The organism is Alistipes sp. Marseille-P5061 (assembly GCF_900290115.1).
GTDB classification, from domain to species: domain Bacteria; phylum Bacteroidota; class Bacteroidia; order Bacteroidales; family Rikenellaceae; genus Alistipes; species Alistipes excrementigallinarum.
Genome location: NZ_LT985751.1, coordinates 149,790 through 166,858, shown reverse-complemented (window position 1 = coordinate 166,858; position 17,069 = coordinate 149,790). Strand labels below are relative to the sequence as shown.

The following is a 17,069-nucleotide window of genomic DNA, read 5'->3' as shown; positions in this document are numbered from 1 at the left end:
CGGAGCAGGGGCCGGGCGTCGAAGCAATTTTTCGACAAAACCGTTGCTCGTTTGAGCTTTTTTGATTAATTTTAGAGACCGAATATACTTAATACTACTATATGTCAGCATTAACCTTCGACAAAAGCGAATTAGGCAACCTGGAGTACTCGCTCCAGCGCGAAATGCTTTCGACAGACCGGTTGGGCGGCTACATGAGCACGACGATAGTCTGCTGCAACACCCGCAAGTACCACGGTCTGATGGTCTCGCCCATCGACGACAGCGACCGTACCTACGTGCTGCTATCCTCGCTCGACGAGACAGTCATCCAGCACGACCAGTCCTTCAACCTGGCCCTGCACCGCTACCCCGGCGTCTATGAGCCGCGCGGCCACAAGTACATCACCGACTTCGAGTACACGCCGACCCCCACGATTACCTACCGTGTGGGCGGCGTCATACTCCGCAAGGAGATGCTCTGGATTCACAAGCGCACGCAGCTCATGATACGCTACACGCTCGTCGACGCGCACTCCCAGACCCGGCTGCGGCTGCGTCCGTTCCTCGCCTTCCGCGACAAGCACGCCCTCTCGAAGGCCAACATGGAGGCCGACGGCCACTCCTATCCGGCCGTCAACGGCGTGAAGTGCCGCCTCTACGGCTCCTTCCCCTGGCTCTACCTGCAGACCGACAAGGAGGATGCCGAATTCGTACCGGCACCCGACTGGTACTACAACTTCGAGTACCAGCAGGAGCTGGCCCGCGGCTACGAGGGCCACGAGGACCTGCTCACCACGGGCTACTTCGAGATGGAGCTCAAGAAGGGCGAAAGCGTCATCTTCTCGGCTTCGCTCGACGAGATGGGCTCGACGAAGACCATCCGCGAGGTCTTCGAAGCCTCGATTGCCCGCCGCACCCACAAAATTGACTTCATCAGCTGCCTGCGCCACTCGGCGCGCCAGTTCGTCATCCGCCGTCCGGGCGGCCGCACCGAGGTGCTGGCCGGCTATCCGTGGCTCGGCGTCATCGGCCGTGAGACCTTCATCGCGCTGCCGGGCATCACGCTCGAGCAGGACCACAAGGAGGACTGCATGGATGTGCTCGACACGCTCGTGCGCGAGATGCGCGACGGCATGTTCACCGGCTCCTACTCCGCAGCGGCCGAGGCCGACGCCCCGCTGTGGTTCTTCTGGACGCTGCAGCAGCTCGAGAAGCAGGTGGGCGCCGATGAAATCTGGAAGCGCTACGGCGAGGTGATGAAGCAGCTGCTCGAAGCCTACCGCCGCGGCATCGACGGCCGCGTACGGCTCCACGACAACGGCCTTATCTGGGCCTGGTCCGACGCGGAGCCCCTCACCTGGATGGACGCGATGGTCAACGGCCGCGCCGTCACCCCGCGCAACGGCTACCAGGTGGAGGTCAACGCACTGTGGTACAATGCCGTATGCTACGCGCTGTCGCTGGCCCGCCGGTTCGGCGACACCCCCTTCGTCCGCGAGTGGGAGGAGCTTCCCGCCCGCACGAAGGTCTCGTTCATCGAGCACTTCATGCTGCCGGAGGGCTATCTGGCCGACTACGTCAACCAGATGGAGTGCAACAAGTTCATCCGTCCGAACATGGTCATCGCCTGCAGTCTGGACTACAAGATGCTCGACGAGGAGCAGCAGCTGAGCGTGCTGCGCGTCGTGCGCCAGCACCTGCTCACCCCGCGCGGCCTGCGCACCCTTTCGCCGCGCAACCCGCTCTACAAGGGCATGCTCGAGGGTACGCCCGACGAGCGCAACCTGGCCGCCATGAACGGCACGGTGTGGGTATGGCCCCTGGCCTTCTACGTCAAGGCCTGCTTCGACATCGACGGCGGCCGCTTCCTGCACGAGGCCGAGGAGATGCTCGCCTCGTTCAACGAGGAGATTCAGAGCTACTGCATCGGCTCCATCAACGAGATGTTCGATGCCGACCCGCCCTACACGCCGCGCGGCGCCGTATCGCAGGCATGGAGCGTTGCAGCCGTGCTGGACATCTACCGCATGATTAAAGCGCACCGCCCCGCGGAGCCCGCACCCAAGACGCGGAGCCGCAAGACGGCCGCCGAACCCAAGGCGGCGAAGAGCCCCGCAACCCGCAAGGCTGCAACGGCAGCCAAGGCCGAAACCGCGGAGACGGTCTCCGGGAAACCGGCCACCAAGACCACGGCGAAAACGGCGAAAGCCGCTGCGAAGAGACCCGCGGCCCAAGCTACGAAGAAAACAAAAAAAGAATAAGCTATGAGAGTTTTAATGTTCGGATGGGAGTTTCCGCCCCATATCGCCGGAGGTCTCGGAACAGCATGCTACGGCATGACACGCGGTCTTGCGCACAACGGCGTGGACGTCACCTTCGTGGTGCCGCACGCCTACGGTGATGAGGACCAGCGCTTTCTGCACATCGTCAACGCAAGCGACGTGGAGGCCCTCTACGGCTCGACAGCGAGCGGCGAGGACGACATCCTGAGCCGCATGTCGTTCATCCACATCGACTCGAACATGGTCCCCTACATCTCGCCCGAAGAGTACGACGAGTACCACGAGGAGTATGTCAAGAGCGGCAAGAAGGTGTGGGAGAGCACCGACGCCTGGAAGCAGCGCTACACCTTCTCGGGCAAGTACGGCGCCAACCTCATGGAGGAGGTGGCCCGCTACGCCGTGGTTGCGGCGCAGGTGGCCCGCGACCTCGAGGGTCAGTTCGACGTCATCCACGCCCACGACTGGCTGACCTACTACGCCGGCATCGCCGCCAAGCGCGTCTCGGGCAAGCCGCTGGTGGTCCACATGCACGCCACGGAGTTCGATCGCAGCGGCGAGAACATCAACACGCAGGTCTACGCCATCGAGCGCGCCGGCATGATGGCCGCCGACCGGGTGATTGCCGTCTCGAACCTCACGCGCAACATCGTCATCACGCGCTACGGCATCCCGGCCGACAAGGTGGTCACGGTGCACAACGCCGTGCGCTTCGCCGAGAACAACACCGAGGCGCCCGAACGCGGCGTGAAGGACAAGATTGTCACCTTCCTGGGCCGCATCACCTACCAGAAGGGTCCCGACTACTTCGTCGAGGCTGCGGCCAAGGTGCTCAAGCGGGTGCCCGACGTGCGCTTCGTGATGGCAGGCTCGGGCGACATGATGAACCACGTCATCCGCCGCGTGGCACGGCTCGGCATCGCCGACCGCTTCCACTTCACGGGCTTCCTGCGCGGCGAGGATGTCCACAAGATGTTCCAGCTCTCGGACGTCTACATCATGCCTTCGGTCTCGGAGCCCTTCGGCATCTCGCCCCTGGAGGCGATGCGCTCGAACGTCCCGGTCATCATCTCCAAGCAGAGCGGTGTGGCCGAGGTGCTCGACTACGCCATCAAGGTGGACTACTGGGACGTCGACGCCATGGCCGACGCCATCTACGCCCTCATCAAGTACCCGGCACTAGCGAACATGTTCGCCTCGAAGGGCCTCGAGGAGGTCACCAACCTCAAGTGGAACGACGCAGCGGCCAAAATCAAGGCCGTCTACGAGGCCGCGATTAACGACAAGAAATAACCAAAAACAACCTCTATGAAAACCGTTTGCTTATACTTCCAGGTGCACCAGCCGTGGCGTCTGAAGAAATACCGCTTCTTCAACATGGGCAAGGACCACAACTATCTGGACGACCTGCTCAACCGCTCCATCATGCAGAAGGTCGCACGGCAGTGCTACCTGCCGATGAACGCCCTGCTGCTGAAGCTCATCAAGGAGAACAAGGGCAAGTTCCGCTGCTCGTTCTCCATCACCGGCACGGCCGTCGAGCAGTTCCGCGCCTTTGCCCCCGAGGTGCTCGATTCGTTCAAGGCGCTGGCCGAGACGGGCTGCGTCGAGTTCCTGGCCGAGACCTATTCGCACTCGCTCGCCTCGCTGGCCTCGAAGGAGGACTTCCGCGAGCAGGTCAAGCTCCACACCGCCATGCTCAAGAAGGAGTTCGGCGTGAAGCCCACCGCCTTCCGCAACACGGAGCTCATCTACTCGGACGACATCGGCGCGATGGTGGCCGAGATGGGCTTCAAGACGATGCTGGCCGAGGGTGCCAAGCACGTGCTGGGCTGGAAGTCGCCCAACTACGTCTATGCCAACGCCATCGACCAGAAGCTGCGCCTGCTGCTGCGCAACTACAAACTCTCGGACGACATCGCCTTCCGCTTCTCGGACCGCAACTGGGACCAGTACCCGCTGACGGTCGACAAGTATGTCGGCTGGCTCACGTCGGAGAATACGCCGGGCGAGGTCATCAACCTCTTCATGGACTACGAGACCTTCGGCGAGCACCAGAGCGCCGATACGGGCATCTTCGAGTTCATGAAGGCGCTGCCCAAGGCCATCATCGAGAAGAAGGGCGAGCTGGAGTTCGCCACCGTGAGCGAGACGGCCAAGAAGTACCAGCCCGTTTCGGTGCTCCACTGCCCGCACGTGATGTCGTGGGCCGACGAGGAGCGTGACGTGACGGCATGGCTGGGCAACGAACTGCAAAACGAGGCCTTCTCGAAGCTCTACGCCCAGAAGGAGAAGGTCAAGGCGCTGAAGAACCCCGACTTCGACTACGTCTGGAGCTTCATGCAGACCTCGGACCACTTCTACTACATGGCGACCAAGTGGCTCTCGGACGGCGACGTTCACTCCTACTTCAACCCCTACGACTCGGCTTACGACGCCTTCATCAACTACATGAACGTCCTCTCGGACTTCATCATCGAGCTGGACAAGGCCGTCGCCGCCAAGGCTGCGCGCAAGCGCGCCTAAGGCGGGTGCCTGAAAAGGGTGCCTGAGACGGAGCCTGGAACAAGGGCCGGAGACGGGAACCGGAACCGGGTGCCTGAAGCGGGAACCTGAAACAGGGCCTGAGATGGGCCAGACGACAAACAACGGCGGGATGTCCCCCACAGGGGAGGTATCCCGCCGCTGTGTTTTCCGCTGCCCGCAGAAGGGACCGCGGAAAAAGGCCGCGGAAGGGGGCCGCGAAGGGGCTTCGCCGCGGGAAGCGATTCCGGAGGCAGAGAGGAGGCGCGCTGGTAGAAAAATGTTATCTTTGTGGAAAATTCGTTCAAAAAACGACATTCGAACCCTTTTGCCCGATGAAGAGCAACAAACCCATGGAACCGGCCTCCGGCGACTGCACCCGGCACGAAGCGGGCAACCCGGAGACCCAAGCCGCTCCCGCGTCCGAAGCTGCGCCCGAGACCGGGAGCATGGACGGAACCAAGCCCGCCGGCAGGGGCGGAGCCGAGGCCGCAACCGAGGCCGGGAGCGAGGCCAAACCCTCAACAGAACCCGAGGCCAAAACCTCAACAGAACCCGGGACCGCAACCGAAGCAGAAGCAGCCAGAGAAGCCGGAGCAGCCGGAGAGGAGGCTGGAGCCGAACCGGCAACCGCAACCAAACCCGCAACCGAGGCCGGCACTGCCCGGCCGCGGAGCCTGCGCGAACGGCTGCGTGAGCGGCTGCAACGCCGGCGCCGCGCTCTGAGCCGACGGCTCGAATACCGCCGCCTGCGCCGGCTGCGCAAGCTCACCGTACCGGCCTACACCCACTGCAAGAACTGCGGCGAGCGGCTGCAGGGAATGTACTGCCACCGCTGCGGACAGTATGCCCTCGACATCGAGCAACCCTTCTGGAAGTACATCAAACAGTATTTCGAAAACGTCTACCAGTTCGACAGCAAGGTGTGGCAGACGCTCTGGCTGCTCTTCCGCCGCCCGGGCTTCCTGACCACGGAGTTCAACGCCGGAAAAATCAACTCCTACGTCCACCCCTTCCGCCTCTACATGTTCATCTCGGTGGTCTTCTTCACCCTCTTCTTCATGGTGGCGTCGAGCACCGCCGAGCAGCAGCTGCGCCACGAGCGTTACCGCACGAGCCGCCTTCCGAAGGGGGTGGTCGAGGCGCTCCGCACGGGACGGGGCGGGGCCGACACCTGCGTCTACCTCTACGACGGCGCCGGACTGGCCGAGATGCTCGACTTCAACGACCTTAGGAGCGATTCGCTGCTCCGTATCACGCCGCTTGGCTCGCGTCACGGCGTCGCGCGCGTCGAGCTGCCGCGCATGCTCTTCGACTCGTGCCTCCGCGTCACGACGCTCGCCGAGCAGGACCGCATCAACCTCGAAGGGGCCCGCGAGGCGCTCGGAAAGGCGGCCGAAGAGGCGGCCGGGAGTGAATCCGGAGCCGAAAACGGAGACGGGGGTGAAGCGGGTGCCAAGGCCGGAGCCGACGCCGACGTCGTACCCGAGTCCGGAAGCGGAGACGGAGCCAAGAGCGGGCACGGGGTCGGGATTACAGCCGGAGCCAAGACTGCGGCCTCAGCCGGAGGCGTGCCCGGGTCCGAAGCCGGCATAAAGGCCGACACGGAGGAGGCCGCACTGGACAAGGCGATGGCCTCGATAAAGGGGGTGGATGTCGACGAGGAGGAGCTCGCCGTCATCGGAGCGCTGCTCGCCTTCGACCCCGAGCGGACAACCGTCTACGCCTGGCAGCCGCCCCAAAGCCAGAGCGAACGGCTGGAGCAGATGAGCCAGCAGACGCTGCTCAACAACCTGCTGGCGCAGCTCTCGAAGTGGACGCCCCTCTACATGATGTTCCTGCTGCCGCTCTTCGCGCTGCTGCTCGCCCGGGCCTACCGTCGCTGCCGGATGAACTACATGCAGCACTTCGTCCACGCCATCCACATCAACTGCTTCTTCCTCATTCTGCTCTCGGTGCCGGCCTTCCTGCTGATTTACGCGTTCGCCCCCGAGAGCACCCTGTCGTTCCCGAGCGGCGTGGTGAAGGGCTTCTTCGCGCTGGTCTTCCTCTACATGCTCCTCTCGTCGCGCCGGGTCTACGGACTGGGATGGTGGCGGACCCTCTTCAAGACGGTGTGGGTCTTCGTGCTCTTCACGCTGCTGGCAGGGCTCATCGCCGCCGGGCTGCTGCTCTGGCTGGTCTCCTCCTTCAGCGACGGGTTCTGACCCAGCTCCTTTGACACGGCTACCCGGCGCCTTCCAAAACAGAACAGACCCGGAGCGGAAAACCGCTTCGGGTCTGTTCTTGTCTGCCGCCAAGCCGAAAATGGAGGGCGGGCCAGAAACCGTCGCCAGTGGGGCACCAGGCCGAAAATGGAGACGGGCCAGAAACCGCCGACGGGGCCGACGGACCGTTGAAGGTGGACGGACCGGGAACTGCCGACGGAAGCCGACGGGCCGACGATGGAGTACGGGCCAGAAACCGTCGACGGAAGCCGACGGGCCCAAGATGGGAAAGGGCCTAAAGTCGCCGGGGGCCGCCGCGCGTCACCCCTTGCGCTTGTAGCGCGAGGGCGAGGTGCCGGTATGCTGCTTGAAGTACTTGCCGAAGAAGGACTGCGTCGAGAAGTTGAGCTGGTAGGCTATCTCCTGGATGCTCAGCCCCGAGTACTTGAGCAGCGCCTTCGCCTCGAGAATCACCGACTCGTCAATCCACCGCGCAGCCGTCTTGCCGCTCACCTCCTTGACCACCGACGAGAGGTACTTGGGCGTGATGTTGAGCTGCCGCGCATAGAAGCTCACGTTGCGCTCCCGCTTGTTGTACTGCTGCAGCAGTGCCATGAACTGGTTGAAGAGCACCTCGCACCGCCCCTGCTTCATCGGGTCGGTCTGCTCGCGCAGGTTGATTTCCGTGATGATGTAGAAGGCCGTGGTGAAGAGCGTCCGGATGATTTCATGCCGGTAGCGCTCCTTGTCACTGCGCAGCATCGTCTTGATGAGCTGGAAGAGCTGGCGAATCTCGTCGACATCCTGCGGCGAGACCTCCAGCACGGGAGCCTTGCCGAAGCGCATGTAGACCGGCAGCGAGGTCGAAAGGTCTATCTGGATTTCGTTGACGAACGACTTGGAGCAGGCCAGGAAGTAGGCCGCCGCATTGGCCGAGCACTTCACCGTGCGGATGATGCTCCCCGGATTGAAGAGCACCACCATGTTGGGCCGCACCTGATAGGTCTGCATGTCGATGGAGACGGTCGCCTCGCCGCTCATCATGATGACGGCCGAGAAGCCGTCGATGGAGGCCGGATAGTTGCTCGTCGTATTGCTTTGGGGGTCGAGCGCCGTGATGACCAAATCGTCCGACAGATAGAATACGTCGCTCATCTCCTTCTTGATGCGTGAAATCGAAACCTTGTGGAGATTCTCACGCCCCGCACCCGGTGCGGTTTTCGTCGTTTTGACACGCTCCGCCATAATAGCTTTTTTAGGGTTGGTACACGTTTCCGTTTCACAACGCGGTCGGTACCCCGTCCCGCAAACCGGGGCGGGCTCTCATCCCTGCTTCCGTATCCTAACCTGTCCCACCGGAGCGCCCCTCGGCCGGCGGGGTCGCCCGCAGCCTCCGGTCGCCCGGATGGATGGCCCCGCACGGCGGAGCCCTCCGCTTTCGTTATCTCGCTTCCGCCGGCCGAGCGGGTCACAACTCCCCTCCGCCGGCTTCATGCTCTTCTCCTTATCCGTCTAACACTTCTTACCTTAATACTTCCCGCGTACCCGCGCGCTGCGCTCGACGGGGGCACCTTCATTCACCCGCGGTCCCCGCACGCTCCGCCGCCCCGTCAGGGCTGGCAGAGGACCCGCAGCTCGCCCGGAAGGCACTCGATGTGGAGCGGGAAGTCGGCTCCGGGCTGCCCGTCGACGTCGGTCGGTTCGTTGACCGGCGAGGTTATCTCGATGCAGCGCGCCCGAACCAGCCGCACCTCGCGGGGGTTGCCCCCCAGCAGGTAGCGCCCCATCGAGAGGGTCGACAGCAGCGGGTTGCGCTTCTCGAGCAGCACGCAGTCGAACATGCCGTCCTTGATGGAGGCGCGGCGCGCCAGCGGAAATCCGCCGGCCGTCTCTCCGTTGAAGACCAGCACCATGAGCGAGTTGAAGTCGAACTCCTCGCCGTCGGCCGTCACGCGCAGCGGCACGGCATGCATCGAGCGGAACTCCTTGATGCCCTCGATGAGGTAGGCCAGCTTGCCGATGCGGTGCTTCCGCTCGTCGGGCGTACGCTGCGAGGTGGTCGTGAAGATGCCGAAGCTGAAGACGTTGACGAAGTAGAGCCCGTTGACCCGTCCGCAGTCGACCCGCTCCTCGACGCCCGTGGCTATCTGCCGCGCCGCCTCGAGCGGGTTCTTCGACATGCCGAGCGCCCCCGCGAAGTCGTTGGCCGTACCGGCGGGAATAACCCCCAGCGCCACGTCGAGCCCCTTGCGTTTCATGGCGTTGACGGCGAAGTTAATCGTGCCGTCACCGCCGGCGACCACCACCAGCTCGACCTGCTCGTGCCCGTCGAAGGGGTTGGCGTCGAAATCGATTTGAAGCGGTTCGATGTCGTATCCGTAGGAGGAGAATACCTCGCAGATATCCTCGACCTTGCGGTCAGTGCGTCCCTTGCCGGACTGCGGGTTGTATAGAAAAATCGCTTTCTTCATCGGTAAGTCGCTATTCCATGATGAGTGCGCGCATGGCCGGGGTGACATACTCCTCGTATGCGTCGCCCTGCCCCGCAAGAATGAAGTAGGCCTTCAGCCCGGGCAGCGAGTCGGCCATCCGCAGCGCGTCGTCGGCCCCCAGGGCCATGAACATCGTCCCCAGCGCGTCGGCCTCGGCGCAGGTCGGGGCGGCGACCGTCGCCGAGAGCAGCCGCGAGATGACGCTGCGTCCCGTGCGGGGGTCAATCGTATGAGCCACCTTCCGGCCGTCGTCGGTCCGGTAGAAGCGGCGGTAGTTGCCCGAGGTGGCCAGGCCGCCCGAGCTCATGCAGAGCCGCTTCTGGAGGTAGGCCCCGTCGGACATGTTGCCGTCGAAGGGGGTCTCGATGCCGATGCGCCAGGGGTTACCCTCGCGGTTGACGCCCCGGCAGCGCACCTCGCCGCCGATGTCGACGATGTAGTTCCGCCCGCCGAGCTGCTCGACCAGCTGCGCCAGCAGGTCGACCGTGTAGCCCTTGGCCACCGAGTTGAAGTCGAGCTGCACGCGCGGGTCGCTCTTGACGAGCCGCCCGTCGACGATGCGCACCTTGTCGCGGCCGACGAAGGCGAGCAGCGAGTCGAGGTTGGGATGGAGCGTGCGTTCGCGCCCGGCGAAGCCCCACGCCTCGACCAGCGGCTTGACCGTCACGTCGTATCGGCCGCCGCTCAGACGGCCGATACTGTCGGCCAGCGCCAGGTTGAAGGCGATGTGGCGGTCGACCGAGTCGGTGAGGTTGCGGTTCAGGCGGCTCAGCAGCGAGGTCGAATCGAAAATCGACATCGAGGCCTTGGCCTCGGCGTCGAGCCGCATGGCGGCGCGGTAGAGCTCCTGGCGGGCCGAGGGGCCGACGTCGGCCACCACGTGCATCGTCGTTCCGAGCATCGTCCCGTCGACGGTCACGTAGCGCGCCGGGGAGTTGCAGCTCCCCGCAAGGAGCGCAAGGAGCGGAAGCGCGGCCGCCGCCGCGCGCATGAACGGTTTGAGCATAAAGTTCCTCATTCTAATGGCAAAAATAATATTTTCCGGCATATCTCGGCCCTTTTGCCGGAGAAAAGCGTCGGGCGAACAATAATTTTTCATTTTTAGTTCTTAATTCTCAATTATATTCGTACCTTTGTCGGACGCTCTGGCGTTATCCACGGTAAGGGGGATGCGTCGTAGAGTGGAACTAAATAAACTTTTATCAAAATGGCTTATTTAACAGCTGAGAAAAAGCAAGAGCTTTTCGGTCAGTACGGCAAGTCTAACAAGGACACGGGGTCTCCCGAGAGCCAAATCGCCCTGTTTTCGTACCGTATCAGCCACCTTACTGAGCACCTCAAGAACAACAAGCACGACTTCGGCACGCAGCGCGCACTGCTGCGTCTGGTAGGTAAGCGCCGCCAGCTGCTGGAGTACCTCAAGGAGGTGGACATCGAGCGCTACCGCGCCATCGTCAAGACGCTCAACCTCCGCAAGTAGTCGCGAGGAACCGAATGAGGGCAATTCCCCACCGAGGGATTGCCTTCATTTGCTTAGGACAATTCGAACACATTTAGGATATTTTTATGGAAGAAAAGAAGCTGTACAACGCAGTCCGCAAAATCATCACGCTGGCCGACGGTCGCCAGATTGAGATTGAAACGGGCAAACTGGCCAAACAGGCCGACGGCTCCGTCGTGGTGAAGCAGGGAGACACGATGCTCCTGGCCACGGTCGTTGCCGCCAAGGATGCAAAACCCGACACCGACTTCATGCCGCTTCAGGTGGAGTACAAGGAGAAATATGCCGCCGCGGGCCGCTACCCCGGAGGCTTCATGAAGCGCGAAGGCAAGGCCAACGACAGCGAGATTCTCGTTGCACGTCTGATTGACCGCGCCCTGCGCCCGCTCTTCCCCGCGGATTTCCACGCCGAGGTATACGTGACGGTCAACCTCATCTCGGCAGACAAGGATATTCAGCCCGACGCACTGGCAGGTCTGGCCGCTTCGGCCGCCCTCGCCGTATCGGACATCCCCTTCGGCGGCCCCATCTCGGAGGTGCGCGTGGCCCGCATCGGCGGCCAGTACGTCATCAACCCCACCTTCTCGCAGATGCCCGAGGCCGACCTCGACATCATGGTCGGCGGTACGATTGACAACATCCTCATGGTCGAGGGTGAGATGAAGGAGGTCTCCGAGGAGGTGATGCTCGGCGCCATCAAGTTCGCGCACGAGGAGATCAAGAAGCACTGCGCCGTACAGATTGAGCTCTCGAAGGAGCTGGGCAAGGATGTCAAGCGCACCTACTGCCACGAGGTCAACGACGAGGAGCTGCGCCAGACCATCATCCGCGAGCTCTACGACAAGGCCTACGCCATCGCCACCAGCGGCACGATGAAGCACGAGCGCGAGGATGCCTTCAACGCCCTGGAGGCCGAGTTCGCATCGCGCTATACGGAGGAGGAGCTCGTCGAGAAGGCCCCCCTCATCCACAAGTACTTCCACGACGACGTCCAGAAGAAGGCCATGCGCAACATGATTCTCGACGAGGGCAAGCGTCTCGACGGCCGCCGTACGGACGAAATCCGCCCCATCTGGTGCGAGGTGGGCTACCTGCCCGCCGCCCACGGCTCGGCCATCTTCACCCGCGGCGAGACGCAGGCGCTCGCATCGGTGACGCTCGGCACGAAGCTCGACGAGAAGGTCAAGGACGAGGTGCTCGTACAGGGTACCGAGCAGTTCGTGCTCCACTACAACTTCCCGCCCTTCTCGACGGGTGAGGCGAAGGCAGCACGCGGTCTGAGCCGCCGCGAAATCGGCCACGGCCACCTGGCATGGCGCGCCCTGAAGCCGATGGTTCCCGTCGGCGACGAGAACCCCTACGCCGTGCGCGTCGTATCGGACATCCTCGAGTCGAACGGCTCGTCGTCGATGGCTACGGTCTGCGCCGGCACGCTGGCGCTGATGGATGCCGGCGTGAAGCTCAAGAAGCCGGTTTCGGGCATTGCCATGGGTCTGATTTCCGACTCGGCAACGGGCCGCTGGGCCGTGCTGTCGGACATCCTGGGCGATGAGGACCACCTGGGCGACATGGACTTCAAGGTAACGGGTACGCGCGACGGCATCACCGCCACGCAGATGGATATCAAGGTCGACGGCCTCTCGTACGAGGTGCTGGCCAAGGCGCTCGAGCAGGCCCGCGTAGGCCGCATGTACATCCTCGACAAGCTGACGGAGTGCATCGCCGAGCCGCGCGCCGAGTACCGTCCCTTCGTACCGCGCATCGTCCAGATTACCATCCCGCAGGATATGATTGGTGCCGTTATCGGCCCCGGCGGCAAGGTCATCCAGGACATCCAGAAGACCACCGGCACGACCATCACCATCACCGAGGTCGAGAACAAGGGCATTGTCGACATCTTCGGCCAGGACAAGGCCGCGCTCGACGGCGCTCTGTCCCGCATCAAGGCCATCGTGGCCGTTCCGGAGGTGGGCGAGACCTACCACGGCAAGATTCGCTCGATTGTCGCCTTCGGCGCCTTCGTCGAGATTATGCCGGGCAAGGATGCGCTGCTCCACATCTCGGAAATCGACTACAAGCGCTTCGAGACGATGGAGGAGACGGGCCTGAAGGAGGGCGACGAAATCGACGTGAAGCTCATCGGCGTCGACCCCAAGACGGGCAAGCTGAAGCTCTCGCGCAAGGCGCTGCTTCCCAAGCCCGAGGGCTGGGTCGAGCGTGAACGCCGCCCGCGCGAGGAGCGCGGCGAGCGCCGCGGCCACCGCGAGCGCCGTCCCGAGGAGAAGTAAGATTGAGCCCCGACCCCCGCAGAACACTCTGCGGGGCCTCTCCGGAGGCCCGGCAGGGCGTAGCGGCATTCGGTGAAAATTTCTTCGAAATGTTGCACATTTAGCGGGAGTTTTCTATATTTGCGTTGTTCCCGGACGAAGAAGAGCCAAACGGTTCATCCTCCGGCCGGAAACGACCGGCAAGCAAGGACGAAAAAACATTAAACATTAATCTTTAGTTCGCTATGAAAAATCTTTTTAAGTTGAGCGTTGTGCTCGTAGCCGCCTCGCTGGCGTTCTCGAGCTGTAACTGCTTCAAGAAGATGGCCAAGCATCAGGACGAGGTCAACGTGACCTGCGCACCCGAGATTCTGGCCCTCAACAACGGCGTCGTTGCCGCCGACGTCACGGTTACTTTCCCCGTAGAGTACTTCAACGCCAAAGCCGTGCTGAAGGTAACGCCCGTACTCGTATTCGAGGGCGGCGAGGTTGCCGGTACGACCAAATACTTCCAGGGTTCGAAGGTTGACGACAACTACACGGTCGTTGACAAGAACAACGGCGGCAACTACACGCTGCACGTGGAGTTCCCCTACGACACACGCATGGCCCAGAGCATGCTCCAGCTGCGTGCCGAGATTAAGTGCCCGAAGGGCAAGTGCAAGGAGTTCACGCTCGTGAACCTGAACAACGGCGCGCTGCCCACCAAGGAGCAGGCTGCCGTGCTGGCCGGTGACGACGAGGCTGCCAAGGCCGCTCTTGCCAAGGAGTTCGGTCTGACGGTTGCCTACGGTGTCAACACCCTGCAGCAGGACCTCAAGTACTCGGACCTGATGGCTCCGATGGCCAACAACTACAAGAAGGTGACCACCGTTGTCGACAAGACCGACCTGCTCTACGCCATCAACTCGTCGAAGGTAACGAAGAAGAACGAGGAGAAGGCCGACCTGGAGGCATTCAAGGCCAACGTGGACGAGCAGCTGGGCAACGACCGCATCTCGCAGAGCATCGCCGTCAAGGGTTATGCTTCGCCCGATGGTCCGGTGAAGTTCAACGACAAGCTCTCGCAGGCCCGCAGCGAGTCGGGTAAGAAGGTTGTGGCCAAGCTGCTGAAGGACTCGGGTCTGGATGTGGACGCCGCTGCCTACGGTGAGGACTGGGACGGCTTCAAGGAGCTGGTCGAGAAGTCGGACATCAAGGACAAGGACCTCATTCTCCAGGTGCTGAAGATGTACAACTCGCCCGCCGAGCGTGAGGCTCAGATTAAGAACCTCTCGTCGGTATTCAACGAGCTGAAGACCGAGGTTCTGCCCGAGCTGCGCCGCTCGCAGATTATCAACACGTCGGACATCCAGGGCAAGACCGATGCCGAGATTATGGCCTTCGTCAACAACAAGCAGTACGACCAGCTCACCAACGAGGAGTTGCTCTACGCCGCCGAGTCGCTGACCGACGATGTAAACGTACAGATTGCCGTTCTGGAGTACACCGCCAAGACCTACAACGACGCCCGCGCCTACAACAACCTGGGTATCGCTCAGGAGAAAGCCGGTGAGAAGGCTGCCGCTCTGAAGTCGTTCGAGAAGGCTGCCGAGCTGGGCAACACCACTCCCGAGCTGAACAAGAACCTCGTGCTGGCCAACCTGTCGAACGGCAACACGGCCGAGGCCAAGAAGTACGCTCAGGCTGCCGACGCACAGTCGAAGGCTGCTCTGGCCGCCGCTCAGGGCGACTACAAGAGCGCTGCCAACGGTCTTGAGGGCTACAACGCTGCCATCGCTCAGGTGATGAACAACGACCTGGCAGGTGCCAAGAAGTCGATTGCCAAGGACAACTCGGCCGAGGCAGACTACCTGCGTGCCGTCATCGCTGTCAAGGAGGGTGACCTCACCGCAGCCGAGGCACAGCTCAAGAGCGCCATCTCGAAGAACCCGAAGCTGGCCGACAAGGCAGCCAAGGATGTCAACCTGAAGGCTCTTGCGAAGTAATTCGCGACCGACAATAACCGGAAACCCCCGAAGGCCAGGCCTTCGGGGGTTTTCTTTTGCACGGGGAGGAGCGCGGGCAGAGTGAGAAGAGCAAGAGGAAGCGGGCCGAAGGGCAGGAAAGAGCGGGCCGAAGAACAGGAAAGAGCGGGGCCGTGGACTGAGAGAAGCGGGCCGTGGGCTACAGGAGGCAACGCCCGGGTACAAGGAGGTGCGGGCGAGGCATAGGAGACAGCGAAACAAAGCACGGAAGGCAGCAGTCCGAAGCACAGGAAGGCAACGCCCGGGTGCAAGGAGGTGCGGGCGAGGCATAGGAGACAGCGGAACAAAGCACGGAAGGCAGCGGCCCGAAGCGCAGGGGAAAAGCAGGCCGGGAACGGCCGTCTCGAACCAAAATGAACGAATCCAAACCGTGCACGGACCAACCCATTCGGGTCGGCTCGGACGGCCCAAGGCATCCCAACCGACACGCTCGCGACAACCCGTCCGGACCAACCCATTCGGGTCGACTCGTCCGCTCCAAGGCATCCAAACAGACACGCTCACAACAACCCCTCCGAGCCAACCCATTCGGGTCGACTCGTCCAATCCAAGACACCCCAACCGACACGCTCGCAACAACCCCTCCGGACCGCTTCCGGGTCCAATGAGGGAAAAGAGCGCCGCGGACGAAAATATTCACCCGCATTGTGCCCGACGTCTCGATTTATTTTCCTATTTTTGTAAAAATTAGCGACTGTACCTATGGAATACGCCAATCACCTCAACGAATATGCCCCGGCACCGAGCGAGGCTCAGGTTGCCGAAGAGGTCGCCCGCATCAAGGGCCTCGCAGCCCGCAACGCCACGACCGACGTCTACAAGTTCTGCTACTCGGCCATCGACCTCACCACCCTCTCGTGCAACGACTCGGTGACCTCCGTGACGGAGCTTGCCCGCAAGGCCGTGGAGTTCTACAAGGCATTCCCCCACATCCCCAACGTCGCCTCCATCTGCATCTACCCCTCGTTCGTCGAGACGGTCGGGGTGGCCGTTGACGGCACGCCGATGCGCATCACCAGCGTGGCCGGCGGATTCCCCGCCTCGCAGACCTATCTGGAGGTAAAGGCACTCGAGGTGGCCATGGCCATCGAGAACGGCGCCGACGAGATAGACATCGTGCTCAACGTGGGCCACATGCTCACGGGCGAATACGACGAGGCTGCCAACGAGGTGGAGGTCATCCGCAAGGAGATGGACGATGACATCGTGCTGAAGGTCATCATCGAGTCGGGGGCGCTCAAGACGCCGGAGCTGATTCGCAAGGCCTCGCTGCTCTCGATGTTCGCCGGTGCCGACTTCGTGAAGACCTCGACGGGCAAGATTGACGTGGCAGCCACGCCCGAGGCTGCCGTGGTGATGTGCGAGGCGATTCGCGACTACTACGCCCGCACGGGCCGCAAGGTGGGCTTCAAGGCTGCCGGCGGTGTCCGCACCCCCGAGGAGGCGGTGCTCTACTACACGATTGTCGAGGAGATTCTGGGCAAGGAGTGGCTCACGACCGAGCTCTTCCGCATCGGAGCCTCTTCGGCCGCCAACAACCTGCTCACGGCCATCGAGGGCAAGCAGGTGAAGTTCTTCTAAACCGGCGCTGCAAGGTTCACGGCCCCGCCGGAACCCGACGATAAGGCGATAAAAAGAAGCGGCGGCATCCTTCCCTTCAAGGGAGCGATGCCGCCGCTCTTTTTTTGTATCTGCGCCGCCTTTACGCATCCGCAACGCGTTCCGGAGCCGCGCCATATTTCGGAGCCGCACCGTCCCGGCCGCGGCTAAGGCTTACCGTTTGCCCGAAAC

Annotated in this window: 11 protein-coding genes; 8 read left to right on the top strand and 3 right to left on the bottom strand. The window is 62.5% G+C overall.

Annotated elements, in window-relative coordinates; genetic code table 11:
* Window positions 1–101 precede the first annotated feature (101 nt).
* The 4 genes from C8267_RS10040 (at window position 102) to C8267_RS10025 (ending at window position 6,991) form a co-directional block, all read left to right on the top strand.
* Window positions 102–2,243 carry an amylo-alpha-1,6-glucosidase gene (locus C8267_RS10040; protein ID WP_106634516.1) on the top strand — a complete coding sequence of 714 codons (2,142 nt, stop codon included), beginning with the start codon at window positions 102–104 and terminating at the stop codon, window positions 2,241–2,243.
* A 3-nt stretch (window positions 2,244–2,246) separates the two neighbouring features.
* A complete protein-coding gene (locus C8267_RS10035) occupies window positions 2,247–3,554 on the top strand; it encodes a glycosyltransferase family 4 protein (protein ID WP_317046029.1) in 1,308 nt (435 codons plus the stop codon).
* A gap of 15 nt (window positions 3,555–3,569) precedes the next feature.
* The gene (locus tag C8267_RS10030) at window positions 3,570–4,787 is read left to right on the top strand and encodes a glycoside hydrolase family 57 protein (protein ID WP_087362052.1); all 1,218 of its coding nucleotides are present in this window, start codon (window positions 3,570–3,572) and stop codon (window positions 4,785–4,787) included.
* A gap of 332 nt (window positions 4,788–5,119) precedes the next feature.
* Complete coding sequence (locus C8267_RS10025) at window positions 5,120–6,991, top strand: DUF3667 domain-containing protein (protein ID WP_106634515.1); 1,872 nt, start codon at window positions 5,120–5,122, stop codon at window positions 6,989–6,991.
* 321 nt (window positions 6,992–7,312) lie between these two features.
* On the opposite strand, the gene C8267_RS10020 is transcribed toward C8267_RS10025, so the two are convergent.
* The 3 genes from C8267_RS10020 to C8267_RS10010 form a co-directional block, all read right to left on the bottom strand.
* Window positions 7,313–8,236 (bottom strand): AraC family transcriptional regulator, encoded by a 924-nt coding sequence (locus C8267_RS10020; protein WP_087362054.1) that lies wholly within the window; start codon window positions 8,234–8,236, stop codon window positions 7,313–7,315.
* A 365-nt stretch (window positions 8,237–8,601) separates the two neighbouring features.
* Window positions 8,602–9,462, bottom strand: a complete 861-nt coding sequence (locus C8267_RS10015; protein ID WP_087362055.1) for a diacylglycerol/lipid kinase family protein — start codon at window positions 9,460–9,462, stop codon at window positions 8,602–8,604.
* Window positions 9,463–9,472: 10 nt separating this feature from the next.
* Window positions 9,473–10,489 (bottom strand): FAD:protein FMN transferase, encoded by a 1,017-nt coding sequence (locus tag C8267_RS10010; protein WP_087362056.1) that lies wholly within the window; start codon window positions 10,487–10,489, stop codon window positions 9,473–9,475.
* Window positions 10,490–10,690: 201 nt separating this feature from the next.
* On the opposite strand from C8267_RS10010, the gene rpsO reads away from it, so the two are divergent.
* The 4 genes from rpsO to deoC all read left to right on the top strand — a co-directional run bounded on the left by rpsO (window position 10,691) and on the right by deoC (window position 16,859).
* Window positions 10,691–10,963: a 30S ribosomal protein S15 gene (rpsO, locus tag C8267_RS10005; RefSeq protein WP_087362057.1), complete on the top strand. Its 273-nt coding sequence runs from the start codon at window positions 10,691–10,693 to the stop codon at window positions 10,961–10,963.
* 86 nt (window positions 10,964–11,049) lie between these two features.
* Window positions 11,050–13,272: a polyribonucleotide nucleotidyltransferase gene (pnp, locus tag C8267_RS10000; RefSeq protein WP_087362058.1), complete on the top strand. Its 2,223-nt coding sequence runs from the start codon at window positions 11,050–11,052 to the stop codon at window positions 13,270–13,272.
* A 224-nt stretch (window positions 13,273–13,496) separates the two neighbouring features.
* Complete coding sequence (locus C8267_RS09995) at window positions 13,497–15,239, top strand: hypothetical protein (protein ID WP_087362059.1); 1,743 nt, start codon at window positions 13,497–13,499, stop codon at window positions 15,237–15,239.
* Between the two features lie 741 nt (window positions 15,240–15,980).
* Entirely contained in the window at window positions 15,981–16,859 is an 879-nt protein-coding gene (gene deoC, locus C8267_RS09990) for a deoxyribose-phosphate aldolase (RefSeq protein ID WP_087362060.1), read from the top strand.
* Window positions 16,860–17,069 lie beyond the last annotated feature (210 nt).

Excerpts from the sequence above, each read along its gene's own strand:
- C8267_RS10040 (WP_106634516.1), top strand. The coding sequence starts at position 102 with ATGTCAGCATTAACCTTCGACAAAAGCGAATTAGGCAACCTGGAGTAC.
- C8267_RS10035 (WP_317046029.1), top strand. The coding sequence starts at position 2,247 with ATGAGAGTTTTAATGTTCGGATGGGAGTTTCCGCCCCATATCGCCGGA.
- C8267_RS10030 (WP_087362052.1), top strand. The coding sequence starts at position 3,570 with ATGAAAACCGTTTGCTTATACTTCCAGGTGCACCAGCCGTGGCGTCTG.
- C8267_RS10025 (WP_106634515.1), top strand. The coding sequence starts at position 5,120 with ATGAAGAGCAACAAACCCATGGAACCGGCCTCCGGCGACTGCACCCGG.
- C8267_RS10020 (WP_087362054.1), bottom strand. The coding sequence starts at position 8,236 with ATGGCGGAGCGTGTCAAAACGACGAAAACCGCACCGGGTGCGGGGCGT.
- C8267_RS10015 (WP_087362055.1), bottom strand. The coding sequence starts at position 9,462 with ATGAAGAAAGCGATTTTTCTATACAACCCGCAGTCCGGCAAGGGACGC.
- C8267_RS10010 (WP_087362056.1), bottom strand. The coding sequence starts at position 10,489 with ATGCTCAAACCGTTCATGCGCGCGGCGGCGGCCGCGCTTCCGCTCCTT.
- rpsO (WP_087362057.1), top strand. The coding sequence starts at position 10,691 with ATGGCTTATTTAACAGCTGAGAAAAAGCAAGAGCTTTTCGGTCAGTAC.
- pnp (WP_087362058.1), top strand. The coding sequence starts at position 11,050 with ATGGAAGAAAAGAAGCTGTACAACGCAGTCCGCAAAATCATCACGCTG.
- C8267_RS09995 (WP_087362059.1), top strand. The coding sequence starts at position 13,497 with ATGAAAAATCTTTTTAAGTTGAGCGTTGTGCTCGTAGCCGCCTCGCTG.
- deoC (WP_087362060.1), top strand. The coding sequence starts at position 15,981 with ATGGAATACGCCAATCACCTCAACGAATATGCCCCGGCACCGAGCGAG.